Here is a 17,865-nt window from a genome sequence, read left to right as displayed (position 1 = left end):
CGATGCCGTTGCCCTCCCTTTCCTCCACGAGCCGCGCGCTGAGCGGTCCCGTCCCCCCGTCACGGGCCGACGAACCGCTCCCGGCACGCCTGCGCGACCTGCCGCACACGACGTGGCCGCTGATCGCGCTGCTCGTCGGCTTCCCCATCTGGTGGATCGTCGGCCTCGGCGTGTTCAGCTTTGTCATCTGCGCGGTGCCGATGGCGCTCATCCTGCTCAACCGCCGCCCGCTGCGGCTCCCGCCCGGCTTCGGGCTATGGGTGCTGTTCCTGGTCTGGTACCTGGTCAGCCTCACCATGCTGGACGAGAACCCGGCGGGCGCATACGGCGATCTCGATTTCGGTCGGATCGTCTCGGTCGTGGTGCGGCTGGCCATCTACCTCGCGTCCGCGGTCATCGTGCTGTATGTCGGGAACCTCAGCGAGCGGGAGCTGCCGCGGCTCGCGCTCCTGCGGATGCTCGGGGCACTGTTCGTCACCACCACGCTCGGCGGGCTGCTCGGCGTCGTGTACCCGGACTTCCAGGTCCCGCCGCTGCTCGGGATGCTGCTGCCCGGGCGGATAAGCGGCAACCCGTTCGTGCAGAACATCATCGATCCCACCGCGGCGCAGATCACCTGGGTCGGCTCGGTCAAGGCGATCCGCCCCGAAGCCCCCTTCGAGTGGGCCAACACCTGGGGGAACAACTACTCGATCCTGCTGATCTGGTTCGTCCTCGGCTGGTGGGTGTACGCCTCGCGCAAGCGCCGGATGCTGGGCGCGGCGATCCTCGCGCTCTCCTTGGTCCCGGTGGTCTACGGGCTGAACCGCGGCCTGTGGGTCGGGATCGGGATCAGCATCGTCTACGTCCTCGTCCGGCTGGCGCTGCGCGGCCGGGTCATGGCGCTCGGCGTGGCGGCCACCGGGCTGGTGCTCGGCGGCGCCCTGTTCGCGATGTCGCCGCTGTACGCCCAGGTCGAGACCAGACTCGACAACCCGCAGAGCAACGGCATCCGCGCCTACACGCGCGCCAAGACGATCGAGGCGACGCTCACCTCCCCCATCATCGGCTACGGCAACACTCGGTACGCCGTCGGGAGCGACAAGACGGTCGTCACCGGCAAAACGGAGGCGTGCCCGGAGTGCAAGCACCCTCCGCTCGGCTCCGACGGCCAGCTGTGGCTGCTGCTGATCTCGCAGGGTTTCGTGGGGGCGGGCCTGTACATCCTGTTCTTCCTGAACGCGATGCGGCGGTACTGGCGGGATACCTCCCCGATCGCGACGGGCGGCGTCCTGACGATGCTGCTCGTGCTCTTCTACATGACGATCTACGACGGGCTCTACACCCCTATGCCCCTCTACCTGCTGTCCTTTGCGGTCATGTGGCGCAACGGCATGGACCTGAGCCCGCCGCGCCTCGAACCGGTCGCCGAGCGCGCCCTGCGGGCACGCGGTAGGACGCGTGCCGCCGCCCGCAGACGCCGGCTGCTGGAGACGAAGACACGTCAGGCCGCGCGGATGAACGGCGCGGCCATCAGGATTCGGGAGGGACAGCGTGAGCGACACGGCGGACCGGCTGACGGCGCTGAGTGAAACGACCCGGCTGCTCTGGCCCGAACCCGCACGCGTCACCTTCGGCTCCGGTGACCGCCTCCTCGCACCCGGCGCCCGTCGGCCCAGGATCCTGCTGCCCGCCGACCGGGCGGCCGCCGTCGCGGCGCTGCGCGCCTACGGCCGGGTCGAATCGCGCGCCGCGCGGCTGGTGACGGCCGGGCTGATCTGGTCGCTGCGCGGCGGGCTCGGGCACGCGGTGCTGCGCCGAGGCGTGCGCGTGGAAGTCCCGGACGGGGCCGAGACCGTGGAGACGTACCTGACCGCGGCCCTCGGGCGTCCGGTGTGCGCCGCGCTGTACGCGCGGCCCGCCGGCCGCGCCAACGACAAGCCTGTCCTGCAGGCGCTGTCCCCCGGATCGGACGGACCGCCGATCGCCTTCGTCAAGGTGGGGGTGGACGAGCTCACGGGGCGGCTCGTGCGGGCCGAGGCGGCGGCGCTGGCGCGGCTGCCGCGGACGGCGGGTGCCGTGGTGCGCGCGCCGGAGGTGCTGCACCACGGTTCGTGGCGAGGCCTGGACGTACTGGCGCTGACCCCGCTGCCGACGTGGGAGCCGGGCCGTCCCGTCACATCGCAGCTGCTGGCCGATGCGCTGCGGGAGATCGCCGCGGCGGCCGGGACACGGCGGCTCCGACTGGCGGCCTCCCCCTACTGGGCGGCGCTTCGCGACCGCGCCGCCGCGCTACCGGGCGGGGCGGCGGACCGGCTGCGCGCGGCACTCGCGGCGATCGGCGAACGGCACGGCGACGCCGAGATCGTCTTCGGTTCGTGGCACGGCGACTTCACGCCGTGGAACACCGGCGGCTCGGACGGCGGCCTGCTGGTGTGGGACTGGGAGCGGTTCGCCACCGGCGTCCCCGTGGGTTTCGACGCGCTGCACCACCTCCTCCAGCGGGCGGTCTCCGACCCGGCGGCCGACCCGGCGCGGGCGGCGGCCGACTGCGTGCGCGGCGCGGCCGGCGCGCTGGCCCCGTTCGCCGCCGAGGCCGCGCACGCCCGGCTCGTCGCGCGGCTGTACCTCGCCGAACTCGCCGCACGCTACCTCGCCGACCGGCAGGCCGAGGCGGGCGCCCGCCTCGGCGACGTCGGCGCGTGGCTCCTCCCCGCCCTCGCCGAGGGCGCGCAAGAAACGAAGGAAACGAATGGCTGACAAGCACCAGGCGGCGCGTCCCCCCAGGCACAAGCGGCTGGCCCAGGCCGCCGCCGTCACCGCGGGCAAGGCCACCCACCGTGCCCGCATCCTGCCCGGGTTCCTCATCGTCGGCGGGCAGCGCTGCGGCACGACGTCGATGTACCGGACGCTCAGCCAGCACCCGGCGCTGCTCAAGGCCCTGTGGCACAAGGGCGTCCACTACTTCGACACCGGCTACGGCAACGGGCTCGCCTGGTACCAGGCGCACTTCCCGCTGCGCGCGACGGCCGCGCGCGTCGAACACCGGTATGGAGTGGAACCGCTGGCGTTCGAGTCGTCGCCGTACTACGGGTTCCACCCGCTGGCGGGCGCGCGGATCGCCGCCGACCTGCCCGGCGTGAAGCTGCTGATGCTGGTGCGCGACCCGGTGGAGCGGGCGTACTCGGCGCACTCCCACGAGATGGGGCGCGGCTTCGAGACCGAGCCGTTCGAGCGGGCGGTGGAGCTGGAGGAGCAGCGGCTGGCGGGCGAGGCCGAGCGCCTCGCGGCCGACCCGTCCGCGACGAGCCGCGCCTACCAGCACAACGCCTACCTCGCGCGGGGACGCTACGTCGAGCAGATCGAACGGCTGGAGGGGCTCGTGGGCCGCGACCGCCTCCTCGTCGTGGACAGCCACGAGTTCTTCACCGAGCCTGAGCCCGTGTACAAGGGCATCCTGGACTTCCTGGACGTCCCGCCTCTCGGCTCTCCGGTGTTCGAGCGGCACAACGCGCGCAGCCGCTCGCCGCTCCCGGACGCGCTGAACGAGCGCCTCGACGAGTACTTCCGCCCGTACGACGAGCGGCTCGCGGAGTGGCTCGGCCGCACCCCGTCCTGGCGCCGATGAGCGCACCCGCGACCGGCGCGGCCGAGCCCGCGGCGAGAGGCGGCGCCGGCTCGGGATCGATGGGGTCCGACGTCGGCGCCCTCGCCCGCGGCGGCGCCCTGAGCATCGTGGGCGCGGCGATCTCGGCGCTGACCCAGCTCGCCGTCGTCGCCGTCATCACCAACGCGTTCTCCCAGGACGAGGCCGGCGTCTTCTTCGTCGCGACCTCCGTGTTCCTGCTGTTCGGCGCGATCTCCGAACTCGGTACCCAGACGAGCCTGGTTTACTTCATCGCCCGGTTCCGCTCGCGCGGCCGCTTCGAGCGGATCGGTCCGCTCGTCCGGCTGGCGCTGCGGCCGATGGTGCTGTTCTCCGCGGTGCTCGGCATCGCGCTCTTCACGGCGGCGCCGTGGGTGGCCGATGCGATGGTCCGCGGCGACCCTGGGGACGGCGCGACCTACCTGCGCGTGCTGGCGGTGTTCCTACCGGTGATGAACCTGTCGGGCGGGGCGCTGGCGGCGACTCAGGGGTTCCGGCGCATGCGGCCGTCGGTGCTGGTGGAGAACATCGGCCGCCCGGTGACGCAGCTCGCCGCGGTCGGCGCGGTGGCGGTCGCCGGGGCATCCGGGCTCGTCGCCGTCGCATGGGTCGGGCCGTACGTGCCCGCCGCCGTGCTGGCCGTGCTGGCGATGCTCGCGCTGGTCCGCCGCACCGCACCGGAAGGCGACGCCGCCCCGGATATCCCGCCCGACCTCGGCCGCCGGTTCTGGCGCTACGCACTACCGCGCGGCCTCGCGGCCATCACCCAGATCCTGCTGCAGCGCATGGACATCCTGCTGGTCGCGTCGATGCTCGGCGCGCGCGACGCGGCGATCTACACCGCGGCGTCCCGGCTGCGCGTCGTCGGGCAGCTCGCCAACCGGGCCATCTCGCAGGCGGTCCAGCCGCACCTGTCGGAGGTGCTCGCGCACGATGACCGGCGCTCGGCCAACACCCTCTACCAGACCGCCACGAGCTGGCTGATCCTGACGAACTGGCCGCTGTTCCTGCTTTCGGCGCTGTTCGCCGAGCAGCTGCTGCGGATGTTCGGGAACGGCTACCACAGCGGTGCTTCGGTGATCGTGGTGCTGGCGGCCGCGATGGTGCTCCGCGCAGGCACGGGCATGGTCGAGGTCGTCCTGATGATGGCGGGCAAGACCACCTGGAACCTCGGGAACATCGTGCTCGCGCTCGGCGTGAACGTCTGCGTCAGTGTGCTGCTCATCCCGCACATCGGGATCATGGGGGCGGCGCTCGGCAGCGCCGCCGCGCTGCTGACCCGCAACGTCATCCCGCTGCTGCAGCTGCGGCTGAAGCTGGGCCTGCACCCGTTCAGCCGGGGCTCACTGGCGGCGGCGGCGCTGACCGGCGTCTGCTTCGGCGCGGTGCCGCTGCTCGCGCGGCTGGCGGCGGGCCACGGGCTGTCCGAGCTGGCGGCCGCCGCAGTCGGTGCCGCCGGGTACGTCGCGGGCTGCTACCTGCTGCGCCGCCCGCTGCACCTGGACGAGGCGGCGCGCTCGATCCTGCGCCGCGGCCAGCCGCGGCGCTGACCGGCCGGCGCTCACACCCCGGCCGCGGGCCTAGCGGCGGTACCGGTCCAGCGCGCATCCGGTGAGAAACCGCGCCGCGAACGGAAGGTCGTGGAGGATGTAGCGGCTGAACAGGCGGCGGGGCTCGCCCGCCAGACGGTGCAGCCACTCCAGGCCCGTCCGCTGCATCCACTCCGGGGCGCGCTCCAGCTCGCCCGCCGCGAACGGGATCGCCGCGCCGCACCCCACGAACCACGCGCCGGGCAGCTCGGGCCGCAGCGCGGCGATGAGCCGGTCCTGGCGGGGGAACCCGAGGCCGACGAACACCAGGTCGGGCTTGCGGGCCGCGAGATCGGCGGCGATCGCGGCGACCTCGCGCTCGTCGCGGTCGAACCCCATCGGCGGCGCGGACGCCCCCGCGACGCGCAGCCCCGGATACCGCTCGGCGAGCACGGCGCCGGCGCGTTCGGGAACGCCGGGCGCGCCCCCGCCGAGCAGGTAGACCGACCGGCCGTCGCGTGCCATCGCCTCGCTCAGCGTCCAGATGAGGGACGCCCCGGTGACACGGGCGGGCAGCGGCCGGCCGGCGAGCCGCGCACCCCACAGGATCGGCGTCCCGTCGGCGACGACGAGAGCGGCGCCGGTGACGAGCGACCGCCCCTCACCGTCCCGCCGGGCGTGCCGCACGATGTCGATGTTCGGCGTCACCAGGTGGCCGCCCGCGCCGCGCGCGAGGCTGGCGGCGACGTGCTCGACCACCTGCGCCTCGGTCAGCGCATCGAACGGCACACCGCGCAGCACGACGCGCGGCGTGCCACCAGGGGCCGCGGCCTGCGCCGCGGGACCGGCCGCGATCTCGCCCGTCATATGCCGTGCCCCCGCGCGTGCAGGGTCCGCAGCACCCGTTCGTCGGAAACGAGCCCGGAGGCGACCGCCAGCGCGAACGGCACGCGCCGCTCCCGCCAGTTGGCGCGCAGAGCCCGCCGCGACCAGCTCAGCGCCTCCCGACGGCGGCCGAGGCCCGCGTTCCAGAATGCGATCTGGCCGTAGACGCGGGCCGCCCCGACCGGGTCCCCGGCCAGCTCCGGGTGCCGCCGCAGCATCCACCGCAGCCCGTCGATCTTGGTGTCGTACTCGCCGGCGAACAGCGACGTCCGCCCCCACAGCACCCGCACCAGCGGGCGGTCGACGTTCACGATCGGGTGCCGACGGGCGGCCCGCAGCGCGAGGTCCCAGTCCTCGTTCTGGCTCGCCGGGATGGTCTCGTCCACCAGCCCGATCCCGTCCCGCCCGGTCAGCGCCGCGCGGCGCACCAGGTACGTGGAGGAGTGGACCATCACCATCCGGGACCGCACGAGGTCGGCGTGGGTCACCTCCGCGGCGCCCGCGAGCCTCGCGTTGTCGCCGCCGCGGAACTCCACGAGGATGCCGCAGCTCGCCAGCACCGCGTCCGGCCGCGCCGCGAGCGCGGCCGTCTGCGCGGTCAGCTTCTCCGGCAGCCACCGGTCATCGTCATCGCAGAACGCCACCAGCTCGGTGTCCAGCGCGAGGATGCCGGTGTTGCGCGCCCCCGCCAGGCCCGGCGTGCGGTCGTTGGCGAGGACGGTCACGCGGCCGTCCGCGCCGGGCACGTCCGCGAGCGACGGGTCGGGCGCGGCGCGGTCGAACACGACCGCGACCCGCAGCCCGCCCGGATAGTCCTGGGCCAGGACGGCGTCCAGCGCCGCCCGCAGCAGTTCCGGACGGTCGTGCGTGGGGATCACCACGCCGACGGACGGGTGTCCACCCGGCTCCTCCGTCATACGTCGCCTCCTAGATAGCTGTAGTGGCGCAGCAGCGGCAAGGTCATGGCGGTGACCCTGCGCTGGTCGGCGGCCGGCAGCGCGGTCCGCCACCGGTCGTCGGACCGGACGTCGATGCGTCCGGTGCGGAAGCGCATCGGGTTGCCCGACGCCGTGTGGTTGACCGTCAGCTCCGCGCGGCCGTCGCCGACGAAGGCCAGCGCGGCGCCGTCGGCGGGGAGCCCCGCGAACCGGGCGATGTCGCGGAGCCGGGCACGCGGATCGGCGACGAAGTCCTCGTAGCGCATCCGCCGCACCCGCACGCCGCGCCGGGCGAGGAGCTGGTAGGCGCCGTTCTCGGCGTTCCAGTGGACGGCGGTGCGGGGGGGCGACCACTGCGTCATGTGCTCGTCGCCGCCCGCGTCGGCCTCCGGGCGCCGCACCTGGCGTGTCCACGAGTAGGCCACGCCGCGGCTGTCGCGCACGACGTGCAGCACCCGCAGGTCGAGGCGGCCGACGCGGGCCGCCCAGCGCAGGCAGAATGCGAGCGACGCCTGCTTGCTGGAGTCGATCAGGACCGTGGCGCCGGCCTCCGCGGCGACGGCGCGGTACAGGCGCAGGTAGTGCTCGACGTACTCGACGACTTGCGGCGCCCGGTCGGCCGGGAGCCGGTCGCGGGCGAGCATCGGGATGTGGCGGGTGCGGTCCACCGCGGCGCGCAGTTCGGCGAACCTGTCGAGGTCCACCGCGTCCCAGCCGCCGAACGCCGCCTCCCCGACTCGCCGCCAGACCGGGCACTCGCCGAACGGGACGCCGCAGCCGCAGCGCTCCCCCTCATGGACACCGCGCTCCCACAGATGGATGACCTCGCCGAGCGCCATCGCACCGGGCAGTTCACCGAGCAGGCGCTCGACCAGTGTTGTGCCGCTGCGGCCCAGTCCGCCGAGGAACAGGACGCGGGGCGGCGCCGTCCCGTCCGCGGGCCCGGCCGCACGCTCAGCGGACTCGTCCGCTCTCCGGTGGGGGACAGGCGTCATCGGCTGGACCTCGCGGGCATTCGGGGGATGGTGGTCCGGGGGTGGTCGGGAGACCACTGTTCCGCACCTTAGAGGACGTGACCGGCGCTCGCGGCGCCACCGGCCTACTTCACGCCGGTGATCATGCCGGCGGCGACGGTGTTGTTGGTGGCCTCGTCGACCAGGATGAAGCCGCCGGTGAGGCGGTTGCGGCCGTAGTCGTCGACGAACAGCGGCTGCGTCACGCGCAGGGAGACGCGGCCGATCTCGTTCAGGCCGAGCGCGTCCGCCCGCTCGTCGCGGTGCAGGGTGTTGACGTCCAGCCGGTAGTGCAGGTCCTTCACCAGGACCTTCGCGGTGCGGGTGGTGTGCTTGATCACCAGCTTGGAACGCGGGGTGAGGGTGCGGTCCGGGGTCATCCAGCAGATCATCGCGTCGATGTCCTGCGCCACCTCGGGACGGTTGTTCGGGCGCGCGATCATGTCGCCGCGGGAGATGTCGATGTCGTCGGCGAAGCGGAGCGTCACCGACATCGGCGCGAACGCCTCGTCGACGGGACCGCGCGGGCCGTCGATCTGCGTGATCCGCGTGGTCAGCCCGGACGGCAGATGCACCACCTCGTCGCCGGGCTTGAGGACGCCGCCCGCGACCTGGCCGGCGTAGCCGCGGTAGTCGTGCAGGTCCGGGTCGGTGGACGCGTGCGGCCGGATCACGTACTGCACCGGGAACCGCACGTCGATCAGGTTCCGGTCGGACGCGATGTGCACGTGCTCCAGGTGGTGCAGCAGCGAAGAGCCCTCGTACCACGGCATGTTCACGCTGCGCTCCACGACGTTGTCGCCGTGCAGCGCCGAGATCGGCACGAACGTCATGTCCGTCACGGCGAGCTTGGAGGCGAACGCCGTGAACTCGTCCACGATCCGCTCGTACACGCTCCGGTCGTAGTCGACCAGGTCCATCTTGTTGACCGCCACGACCAGGTGCGGGACCTGCAGCAGCGTGGCGAGGAACGCGTGCCGCCGCGACTGCTCCAGGATGCCCTTGCGTGCGTCCACCAGGATGATCGCCAGGTCCGCGGTGGACGCGCCCGTCACCATGTTGCGGGTGTACTGGATGTGCCCCGGCGTGTCCGCGATGATGAACTTGCGGCGCGGCGTCGCGAAGTAGCGGTACGCGACATCGATCGTGATGCCCTGCTCCCGCTCGGCGCGCAGCCCGTCGGTCAGCAGCGCCAGGTTCGTGTACTCCTCGCCCCGCTCGGTGCTCGTCCGCTCCACCGACTCCAACTGGTCCTCGAAGATCGACTTCGAGTCGAACAGCAGCCGGCCGATCAGCGTCGACTTGCCGTCGTCGACGCTGCCGGCGGTCGCGAAGCGCAGGAGGTCCATGCTCTTGCCCGGGTGCTGGGCCTGGGCGGGCTCGTTCGCGGCCATCAGAAGTAGCCCTCCTTCTTGCGGTCCTCCATCGCGGCCTCGCTGGTGCGGTCATCGGCGCGGGTCTGCCCGCGCTCGGTGATCCGCGTCGCCGCGATCTCCTCGATCACCTCGTCGAGGGACGAGGCGCTCGACTTCACCGCGCCCGTGCAGGACGCGTCCCCGACCGTCCGGTACCGGACCGTCGCCTCGAACTCCGGCTCGTCGTCGCCGCGGTTGGCGAACCCGGTCTGGGCGTCCAGCAGCAGCCCGTCGCGCTCGAACACCCGGCGGGTGTGCGCGAAGTAGATCAGCGGAAGCTCCAGCTCCTCCCGCCGGACGTAGTCCCAGATATCCAGCTCCGTCCAGTTCGACAGCGGGAACACCCGCACATGCTCGCCCTGGACGATCCTGGTGTTGAACAGGTTCCACAGCTCCGGACGCTGGTTCTTCGGATCCCACTGCCCGAACTCGTCCCGGAACGACACCACCCGCTCCTTCGCCCGCGCCTTCTCCTCGTCGCGGCGCGCACCGCCGAACGCCGCGTCGAACTGGTGCTCCTCGATCGCGTCCAGCAGCGGCGTGATCTGCAGCCGGTTCCGCGACGCGCGCCGCCCCTTCTGCTCCACCACCCGGCCGCTGTCGATCGCGTCCTGCACCGACGCCACGACCAGCCGGACGCCCAGCTCCGCGACCCGCCGGTCACGGAACTCGATCACCTCGGGGAAGTTGTGCCCGGTGTCGACGTGCATCACCGGGAACGGGATCGGGGCGGGCCAGAACGCCTTCTCGGCCAGGCGCAGCATGACCAGGCTGTCCTTGCCGCCGGAGAACAGCAGCACCGGCCGTTCGAACTCGGCCGCCACCTCCCGGAAGATATGGATCGACTCCGCCTCGAGGACGTCCAGCTGGGACAACAGATAATCGGAACGCTGCATGGTCTGGGGCTTCTCTCCACGCTTTCTGGCAGATGCAACCGGTGGCACGCGACGGGCGCACGCCTCCCACCGGATCCGAACGTCGGCACGCCTCGATCGAGTCCCGCCGGGTCTCCGGGCAGGATCAGGGCAGGGCTCCACGCACTTCCCGTATGCCGGTCAGCAGCGTCGGCGCCGACACAGGGTGACACACCAGGATATCCGGCAGCCGCGGGTCCTTCCGGTTGTACTCCAGAACCGACCCGTCGATCCGGGACGCGTGCGCCCGCGCGGCGAGCGCCACCGCCGCCGGCGCGGCCGAATCCCACTCGAACTGGCCGCCCGCGTGCACGTACGCGTCGACCTCACCGAGCAGCACCGCGGAGATCTTCGCACCCGCCGACCCGATGGGCACCAGCTCCACGTCGAGTTCCATCCGGTCCGCCATCTGGCGCACGAACTCGGGCGGGCGCGTGCGGCTCACGGCGATGCGGAGCTTGCCCGCATCCGGTGCCGGGACGTGCAGCGGCACCTCGCGCGGCAGCGCCCCGCGGGCCGCCGCCGGCCCCGCCGTCACCGGGTCGGGCTCCCCCGGATCCACCCGGACGAGCGACGCCCCGCCCGTCGCGTCCGTCCGGAGCGTCAAGCCCTGCGCCGGAAGCGCCACCGCCCCGGCCGCCAGCCGTCCCCCACCGGACGCGTCACGCTCCCACAACGCCACATGAACGGCCCAGTCGCGGCGGCCCTCCTCGGAGAACTCACGGGTGCCGTCCAGCGGATCGACGATCCACACCCGCCCGGCCGTGAGCCGCTCGGCGTCGGCGGTGTTGCGGGTCGGGGCACGGTCATCACCCCGCGACCGCTTCCCCGCGACCGAGGAACGACCCTCCTCGGACAGGACGGCGTCACCGGGACAGCGCTCCGCCAGCGCCTCCATGAGGTACTCGTGCGCCCGCAGGTCGCCCGTGTCCTTGAGGACCCGCGCATCCGCGAACCCCACCTCGTCCCGCACCCCCAGCAGCAGCCGGCCCGCCGCACCGGCGAGCTCCGCCGCGAGCGCGTGGTCGTCCGCCGCCACTCCCGCTGTCATCCCTTGATCACATTCCCGACTCGACTGGTCTGTTCGGTCCACTTTCTCATGCGGCCCGCCCGCGCCCGCGGGCCAGGGTGCCCGCCGGCCGGTACCCGTCGCTCAGTAGGCGCCGGAACCGCGGAACACCGCCGACCAGGTCTTCCACATGATCTGCAGGTCCATGGCGAGCGTCCAGTTGTCCACATAGCGCAGGTCGAGCCGCACGGACTCCTCCCACGTGAGGTCCGAACGGCCGCTCACCTGCCACAGCCCCGTCAGGCCCGGCTTCACCACCAGCCGCCGGTACACGTCACCGCCGTACTGGGCGACCTCCTCCGGCAGCGGCGGACGGGGCCCCACCAGCGACATCTCGCCGCGCACCACATTGATGAGCTGCGGCAGCTCGTCCAGCGAGTACCGGCGCAGCCACCGCCCCACCCGCGTCACCCGCGGGTCCGCACGGATCTTGAACAGCACGCCGTCGTTCTCGTTGTTGTCCAGCAGCTCGACCTTGCGGGCCTCGGCGTCCTGCACCATCGTGCGGAACTTCAGCACCGTGAACTCCCGGCCGCCGCGTCCCACCCGGGACTGCCGGAACATCACCGGACCCGCGCTCGTCACCTTGATCAGGAACGCGACGACCAGCAGCAGCGGGCTCAGCAGCGCCAGCCCGGTCAGCGCGGCCGCGCGGTCGAACAGGCCCTTGAACACCTTCCGGCTGCCGTCCAGCTCCGGATGCTCCACATGCAGCAGCGGCAGCCCCGACACCGGCCGGATCGAGATCCGCGGGCCCGTCACGTCCATCAGCGCCGGCGCGACCACCAGCTCCACGTCGTCCCGCTCGATCTGCCATGCCAGCCTGCGCAGCGCCACCCCGTCCATCTCCGGGCACGCCAGCACCGCCACCGAGTCCGCGCCGATCCGGTCCGCCACCGCCGCCGCCTGGGAGAAGTCGCCCAGCACCGGCACGCCCTCCACCTCGGCGACCGCGTCGTCGCCCGACGCCATCGCCGGCGGCAGGCACACCGCGGCGATGTCCATCCCGTGGTACCGCTTCTTGCGAAGCAGCTTGATCAGATCCTCCACCGACGTGCGGTGCCCCACCGCGACCACACGCCGCATGCACTCGCCGTTCCACCGCTTCTTGTGCAGCCACTTGCGCAGCCGGTACCGCGCCACCAGATTCAGGAACGTCCCGAGCGGCAGCGCCATCACCACGTACCCGCGCGCCACCTCGGTCTTCGTCGCGTACGCCACGATCGCGACCGTCGCGGTGAGGATGAACCCGGCCCGCAGCACCCGGTGGAACTCCTCGTACCCGACGCCGACGTATCGCGGCTGGTAGGCCCGGCACAGCATCAGCGTCGGCATCCACACCACCGGAAGGACCACCGTCAGCGCCACGTACGGGGCGTTCAGCTCGCCCGGCACCCCCGGAAACCGCAGCACGAAGGCGATCACGCCCGCCATCAGCATGCTGAGGAAGTCCAGGCAGCGCGCCAGGCGGCGATAGGATCCGCTCCAGTTCTGCGACCCCGAGCGCTTGGGCTCATGGCGGATCGATGACTCGGCCTGGACCTTGTCAACGACTGCCATAGACCACTCACCAATCCCCTGTAACGCGCGCACCAACTGCGCGATTCACATCGAAGACGGTTGAACGCCACTTGAGGTTCACACACAACATGAACCTCACTCGGGGAGCATCCTACGATCTCTTTGCCGTGGTCACGGGCCGAACCTCGGCATGCACAGGACAACACCGGCGAACCTGGGCGAAACATCGCACGTCGGCATGATCACCCGCTCTGTACGGCACCTTCTGGCCGGATCCGGTCAACCGGCATGGAAGACGTTCTGCGCCGTGCCCAGCCCATCGGCGATCAACGCCTCCGCCGCGTCCGCGGCCCGGTCCACCTCCAGCTCCAGAACCTTCCGCTCCGCCGCCGAGAAGTCCTTCAACACGAACGCCGCCGCGTCCATCCGCCCCGGCGGCCTCCCCACCCCGAACCGGACCCGCAGATAGTCCCGCGTCCCCAGCGCACTCGTCACCGAACGCAGCCCGTTGTGGCCGTTGTCACCACCACCCCGCTTCAGGCGCACCGCGCCGAACGGGATGTCCAGCTCGTCATGGACGACGATCAGCCGCTCCACCGGGACCTTGTAGAAATCACACAGCCCCTTCACCGGCCCACCCGACACGTTCATGAACGAACGCGGCTTCGCCAGCACCGCACGCGCACCCGCCAAGCGCCCCTCAAGCACATCCGCCCGCGCCCCGAAGGCCTTCGAGCGGTGCGACTTGAACGTCCCCCCGACCCGGCCGGCCAGCACGTCCAGCACCATGAACCCCGCGTTATGCCGGTTCTTCGCATACGACGGCCCCGGATTGCCCAGCCCGACCACCAGCCAAAGATCAGCGCTCACCCGAACTCCTCCACCACGACCCCGCCGACGACCCTCGGAAACCAGCACGGCCCCCGCCGGTGCACACTGACTATGCGCACCCGCGGGGGCCATGGAAGAACACTGCGGCCGGCTACCCGGCGAACATCGGCGCCACCGTCACTCGGCGGCGCCCTCGCCCTCGCCCTCGGCGCCCTCCGCCGCGGCCTCGGCGCCCTCCGCCTCGGGCTCCGGCTCCGTCGCCGCGGTCGCGTCGAGGATCTGCAGAATCAGAATGTCCTCGTCCGCCGCCAGCGTCGTCCCCGGCGGGAGCTTCAGGTCCTTCGCCAGCACCTGGCTGTCGACCTCCAGCCCGCTGATGTCCAGCTCCACCGACTCGGGGATCTGGGTGGCCTCGGCCTCCACCGAGATCTCCACCGCGGTCTGCGCGACCTGACCGCCCGGCACCACGTCGCCGACCAGCTGCACCGGCAGCTCCACGACGACCTTCTCACCGCGCTTCACCAGCAGCAGATCGACGTGCTCCAGGAACCCCCTGATCGGGTCCCGCTGAACGTCCTTCGGCAGCGCCAGCTCCGCGCCGTTCCCGAGCCCCTCGATCGTGAGCAGCACGTTCGGCGTCTTCAGCGCCAGCATCAGAGCGTGACCCGGCAGCGAAATGTGCTGCGGGTCGGTGCCGTGACCATAGAGGACGGCGGGCACCTTGCCGGCCCGGCGGGTGCGCCGCGCGGCACCCTTACCGAACTCGGTGCGCGGCTCGGCGGCAATGCGTACCTCGGACACGGCGAAAACTCCTCGTTGTTGCGATCCACGGCCGTCCGGCACTGGACGTCCGCTACGGACAGAGCGAATCAGGCGATGCTCGATGCGGCAGGCGCCTCGAAGATTCTTTGCGTTCCCCGGGGAATGCGGCTCCACTACCGGCACCGCACTGACGACCCAGGCATACGCGGGTTAACCGAGTCTAGCAGTATTCATGGCAGTGCCCTTGGCGTCGGGCCCTGGATGGCCCTCCTTCGGCGGGCACTGAGTGCGATCGCTGCATCGCTTCGGCTCGCCTTGCGGCTCGCTGCGCGATCAGGTTTCTCGCACGCTCGGAACCTGCCTTCGGACGCGATCGCGATTCTTCAGGTTGCTGCGGGGTTTCGGTGGTGGCTGGGGTCGTCGGGGTCGTGGGTCACGAAAGTCCCCCGGGGGGTGACTGAGAAGGACTTGGGGTGCCTGAACCTCGCGATGCCGGGGGGTACCCGGGCATCGCGACCGGAGGGGGTGCCTTATCTCACGCTCCCGGGGCTCGCCGGTGGTCAGCTGTGGCCGCCGAAGAGGCTCGTCACCGAGCCGTCACTGAAGACCTCGTTGATCGCACGGGCCACCAGGGGGGCGATCGACAGGACGGTCAGCTTGTCGAACTGCTTCTCCTCCGGGATCGGCAGCGTGTTCGTCAGCACCACCTCGGAGATCCGCGAGTTCTTCAACCGGTCCACAGCCGGGCCCGACAGCACACCGTGCGTCGCCGCGACCACCACCCGGCTCGCACCCTGGTCGAAGAGCGCGTCCGCCGCCTTCAGGATCGTGCCGCCGGTGTCGATCATGTCGTCGACGATCACACAGGTGCGGCCCTCGACCGCGCCGACGACGTCGAAGACCTTCACCTCGTTCGCCACGTCCGGGTCGCGCTTCTTGTGAATGATCGCCATCGGGACGCCGCCGAGCCGGTCCGACCAGCGCTCGGTCACCCGCACCCGTCCCGCGTCCGGCGCCACGACCGTCACCTGCGAAGTGTCCAGCCGGCTCTCGAAGTGCTGCGCCAGCAGATCCAGCGCGAACAGATGATCCACCGGGCCGTCGAAGAAACCCTGGATCTGAGCCGTGTGCAGGTCGACGGCCATCAACCGGTCCGCCCCCGCCGTCTTGAACAGATCCGCCATCAGCCGCGCCGAGATCGGCTCACGGCCCCGGTGCTTCTTGTCCTGCCTCGCATACCCGAAGAAGGGCGCCACCACGGTGATCCGCTTGGCCGACGCGCGCTTCAACGCGTCCACCATGATCAGCTGCTCCATGATCCACTGGTTGATGGGAGCGGTGTGGCTCTGGATCACGAAGGCATCGGAACCGCGGACCGACTCAAGGAACCGCACGAACGTCTCACCGTTCGCGAAGTCGTACGTGGACGTCGGCGTCAGTTCGACGTGGAGACTGTCGGCCACCTCCCTGGCCAGCTCCGGGTCGGCTCGGCCGGTGAAGAGCATCAGCTTCTTCTGGCCGCTCGCTTTGATCCCACTCACCTCTGACAACTCCCCCTCAATGGAACTGTGCTTCATGTGGGTTGTCGTCCCCACTCCCCGCGCACCACAAGACTCGGGCGCACGGATGCTCGGTTGTCCGCGGAGGACGACGCTGTCCTCCACCTCCCCGCCCTGCGGCGGGGCAGTCTCATCGGGCGCGCCGCGCTACGGCGCGTCCCCGTCCCGCGCCCGGCGAGCCGCCTCCGCCGCCGGCGAACCCGCCCGCCTGCGCTCCACCCAGCCCTCGACGTTGCGCTGCCGCGCCCGCGCGACCGCCATCGCCCCCGGCGGGACGTCCTGGACGATCACCGAACCCGCCGCGGTGTAGGCCCCGTCGCCCACCGTCACCGGCGCGACGATCATGTTGTCGCTGCCGACCTTCACATGCGAGCCGATCACGCTGCGATGCTTCTCGACACCGTCGTAGTTCACGAACACCGAGCTCGCGCCGATGTTGGAGCCCTCGCCGATCTCCGCGTCGCCCACGTAGGTCAGGTGCGGGACCTTCGTGCCCTCGCCGATGTCGGCGTTCTTCGTCTCGACGTAGGTACCGATCTTGGCCTTGCGCGCCAGGCGCGTCCCCGGCCGCAGGTACGCGTACGGACCCACCGACGCGTCCGGGCCGATCTCCGCCTCCACGCAGACGGCGTTGATCACGGATGCGCCTTCACCGACACGCGTGTCCGTCAGCGTGCAGCCCGGCCCGACCCGAGCGCCCTCGCCCAGGTGCGTCCGGCCGTGCAACTGCGTCCCGGGGTGGACCTCCGCGTCCTGATCCGCGGTCACCTCCACGTCGATCCACGTGGTGGCCGGATCCACGATCGTGACCCCGGCCCGCATGTGCGCCTCAAGGATCCGGTCGTTCAGCTGCCTGCGCGCCTGCGCGAGCTGGACCTTGTCGTTCACACCCTGGGTCTCCACCCAGTCGGCCGCGAGATGCGCGCCGGTCCGGTGACCGTCACCGCGCAGAATCGCCACCACATCGGTGAGATACTCCTCACCCTTGGCGTTGTCGGTGGTCACCCGCTTCAGCGCGTCCGCCAGCAGCGCACCGTCGAAGGCGTACATGCCGACGTTGATCTCGTTGATGGCCCGCTGCTCTTCGGTGGCGTCCTTGTGCTCGACGATCGCCGTGACGCTCCCGTCCGCCGCCCGGACCATCCGCCCGTAACCGGTCGCGTCCGGAATCTCGGTCGTCAGGACGGTCGCCGCGTTCCCCTCTGCCTCGTGCGCCTGGACGAGCGCTTGGAGCGTCTCCCCCCGCAGCAGCGGATGATCGCCGTTGGTGACGACGACGGTCCCGTCCAGCGCGCCGGTCTGCTCCAGCGCCATCCGCACGGCGTGGCCCGTCCCGCTCTGGCGCTCCTGCACGGCCGCCTCGGCGTCCGGCGCGGTCTGGGCGAGATGCTCGACGACCTGCTCGCGCCGGTGCCCGACGACCACCACGAGCCGCTCGGGCTCCAGTTCCCGCGCGGCGGCCAGGACATGGCCGAGCATGGTGCGCCCGCATAGCTCATGCAGCACTTTCGAGGTGCGGGACTTCATCCGGGTGCCCTCGCCCGCGGCGAGGACGATGACGGCGGCCGTGCGGCTCGCAGCACTCACAAGGAGGCTCCTCGGCATCGCGGACGGGATCGGTGACGAGCGCGCCCACCTGCACCATCACGACATGACAGGCCCGGCGCACCCGACACGGGCAGGATACCGCCCAACCCCCACCTGTCACCCCGCCGCCCACCCCGGCCCGCACACCGCGTCAATGATGTGGGGTTCACGCCTCCGGCTCGGTATCGTTGCCTTCGGTGAAACGGGCGTTCACACC

15 protein-coding genes are annotated in these 17,865 nt (G+C 71.6%); 4 read left to right on the top strand and 11 right to left on the bottom strand.

Annotated elements, in window-relative coordinates:
* Nucleotides 1-8: 8 nt before the first annotated feature.
* The 4 genes from ACGFK0_RS04785 to ACGFK0_RS04770 are packed head-to-tail and all read left to right on the top strand — an operon-like array spanning nt 9 to nt 5,175.
* Entirely contained in the window at nt 9-1,571 is a 1,563-nt protein-coding gene (locus ACGFK0_RS04785) for an O-antigen ligase family protein (RefSeq protein WP_392900177.1), read from the top strand.
* Nucleotides 1,534-2,739, top strand: a complete 1,206-nt coding sequence (locus tag ACGFK0_RS04780) for a hypothetical protein (RefSeq protein ID WP_392900174.1) — start codon at nt 1,534-1,536, stop codon at nt 2,737-2,739. Before ACGFK0_RS04785 ends, ACGFK0_RS04780 begins: the two co-directional genes overlap by 38 nt.
* The gene (locus ACGFK0_RS04775) at nt 2,732-3,607 is read left to right on the top strand and encodes a sulfotransferase domain-containing protein (protein WP_392900171.1); all 876 of its coding nucleotides are present in this window, start codon (nt 2,732-2,734) and stop codon (nt 3,605-3,607) included. The genes ACGFK0_RS04780 and ACGFK0_RS04775 overlap by 8 nt, the downstream gene beginning before the upstream one ends.
* Nucleotides 3,604-5,175, top strand: a complete 1,572-nt coding sequence (locus tag ACGFK0_RS04770; RefSeq protein WP_392900168.1) for an oligosaccharide flippase family protein — start codon at nt 3,604-3,606, stop codon at nt 5,173-5,175. The genes ACGFK0_RS04775 and ACGFK0_RS04770 overlap by 4 nt, the downstream gene beginning before the upstream one ends.
* Nucleotides 5,176-5,205: 30 nt before the next feature.
* Here ACGFK0_RS04770 and ACGFK0_RS04765 read toward each other — a convergent pair whose 3' ends face one another.
* From ACGFK0_RS04765 to glmU, 11 genes are all read right to left on the bottom strand, one after another.
* Nucleotides 5,206-6,021, bottom strand: coding sequence for a WecB/TagA/CpsF family glycosyltransferase (locus ACGFK0_RS04765; protein WP_392900165.1), 816 nt, complete (start codon nt 6,019-6,021; stop codon nt 5,206-5,208).
* Nucleotides 6,018-6,956, bottom strand: a complete 939-nt coding sequence (locus ACGFK0_RS04760) for a glycosyltransferase family 2 protein (RefSeq protein WP_392900163.1) — start codon at nt 6,954-6,956, stop codon at nt 6,018-6,020. The genes ACGFK0_RS04765 and ACGFK0_RS04760 overlap by 4 nt, the downstream gene beginning before the upstream one ends.
* Nucleotides 6,953-7,972, bottom strand: a complete 1,020-nt coding sequence (locus ACGFK0_RS04755; protein ID WP_392900160.1) for a sulfotransferase — start codon at nt 7,970-7,972, stop codon at nt 6,953-6,955. The genes ACGFK0_RS04760 and ACGFK0_RS04755 overlap by 4 nt, the downstream gene beginning before the upstream one ends.
* Before the next feature lie 104 nt (nt 7,973-8,076).
* The gene (locus ACGFK0_RS04750) at nt 8,077-9,384 is read right to left on the bottom strand and encodes a sulfate adenylyltransferase subunit 1 (RefSeq protein ID WP_392900157.1); all 1,308 of its coding nucleotides are present in this window, start codon (nt 9,382-9,384) and stop codon (nt 8,077-8,079) included.
* Nucleotides 9,384-10,301, bottom strand: coding sequence for a sulfate adenylyltransferase subunit CysD (gene cysD, locus ACGFK0_RS04745; protein ID WP_392900154.1), 918 nt, complete (start codon nt 10,299-10,301; stop codon nt 9,384-9,386). Before cysD ends, ACGFK0_RS04750 begins: the two co-directional genes overlap by 1 nt.
* Before the next feature lie 124 nt (nt 10,302-10,425).
* Nucleotides 10,426-11,370 (bottom strand): inositol monophosphatase family protein, encoded by a 945-nt coding sequence (locus tag ACGFK0_RS04740; RefSeq protein WP_392900151.1) that lies wholly within the window; start codon nt 11,368-11,370, stop codon nt 10,426-10,428.
* A gap of 102 nt (nt 11,371-11,472) precedes the next feature.
* Complete coding sequence (locus ACGFK0_RS04735; protein WP_392900148.1) at nt 11,473-12,948, bottom strand: sugar transferase; 1,476 nt, start codon at nt 12,946-12,948, stop codon at nt 11,473-11,475.
* Between the two features lie 240 nt (nt 12,949-13,188).
* Nucleotides 13,189-13,779 (bottom strand): aminoacyl-tRNA hydrolase, encoded by a 591-nt coding sequence (pth, locus tag ACGFK0_RS04730; protein ID WP_392900145.1) that lies wholly within the window; start codon nt 13,777-13,779, stop codon nt 13,189-13,191.
* Nucleotides 13,780-13,917: 138 nt separating this feature from the next.
* Nucleotides 13,918-14,541, bottom strand: coding sequence for a 50S ribosomal protein L25/general stress protein Ctc (locus ACGFK0_RS04725; protein WP_392900142.1), 624 nt, complete (start codon nt 14,539-14,541; stop codon nt 13,918-13,920).
* A gap of 521 nt (nt 14,542-15,062) precedes the next feature.
* A complete protein-coding gene (locus ACGFK0_RS04720; protein ID WP_392900139.1) occupies nt 15,063-16,043 on the bottom strand; it encodes a ribose-phosphate diphosphokinase in 981 nt (326 codons plus the stop codon).
* Between the two features lie 165 nt (nt 16,044-16,208).
* Nucleotides 16,209-17,648, bottom strand: a complete 1,440-nt coding sequence (glmU, locus tag ACGFK0_RS04715) for a bifunctional UDP-N-acetylglucosamine diphosphorylase/glucosamine-1-phosphate N-acetyltransferase GlmU (RefSeq protein WP_392900136.1) — start codon at nt 17,646-17,648, stop codon at nt 16,209-16,211.
* Nucleotides 17,649-17,865: the final 217 nt, after the last annotated feature.

Source organism: Spirillospora sp. NPDC048823, assembly GCF_043198445.1.
Classification (GTDB): Bacteria; Actinomycetota; Actinomycetes; order Streptosporangiales; family Streptosporangiaceae; genus Spirillospora.
Note: the sequence above shows the minus strand (reverse complement) of the source record. Positions and strands in the feature narration are given on the sequence as shown.

What these genes read in the sequence shown, in the direction of transcription:
- ACGFK0_RS04760 (WP_392900163.1), bottom strand. Translation starts at nt 6,956, where the DNA reads ATGACGGAGGAGCCGGGTGGACACCCGTCCGTCGGCGTGGTGATCCCC.
- ACGFK0_RS04735 (WP_392900148.1), bottom strand. Translation starts at nt 12,948, where the DNA reads ATGGCAGTCGTTGACAAGGTCCAGGCCGAGTCATCGATCCGCCATGAG.
- ACGFK0_RS04765 (WP_392900165.1), bottom strand. Translation starts at nt 6,021, where the DNA reads ATGACGGGCGAGATCGCGGCCGGTCCCGCGGCGCAGGCCGCGGCCCCT.
- ACGFK0_RS04755 (WP_392900160.1), bottom strand. Translation starts at nt 7,972, where the DNA reads ATGACGCCTGTCCCCCACCGGAGAGCGGACGAGTCCGCTGAGCGTGCG.
- ACGFK0_RS04775 (WP_392900171.1), top strand. Translation starts at nt 2,732, where the DNA reads ATGGCTGACAAGCACCAGGCGGCGCGTCCCCCCAGGCACAAGCGGCTG.
- ACGFK0_RS04770 (WP_392900168.1), top strand. Translation starts at nt 3,604, where the DNA reads ATGAGCGCACCCGCGACCGGCGCGGCCGAGCCCGCGGCGAGAGGCGGC.
- cysD (WP_392900154.1), bottom strand. Translation starts at nt 10,301, where the DNA reads ATGCAGCGTTCCGATTATCTGTTGTCCCAGCTGGACGTCCTCGAGGCG.
- ACGFK0_RS04740 (WP_392900151.1), bottom strand. Translation starts at nt 11,370, where the DNA reads ATGACAGCGGGAGTGGCGGCGGACGACCACGCGCTCGCGGCGGAGCTC.
- ACGFK0_RS04750 (WP_392900157.1), bottom strand. Translation starts at nt 9,384, where the DNA reads ATGGCCGCGAACGAGCCCGCCCAGGCCCAGCACCCGGGCAAGAGCATG.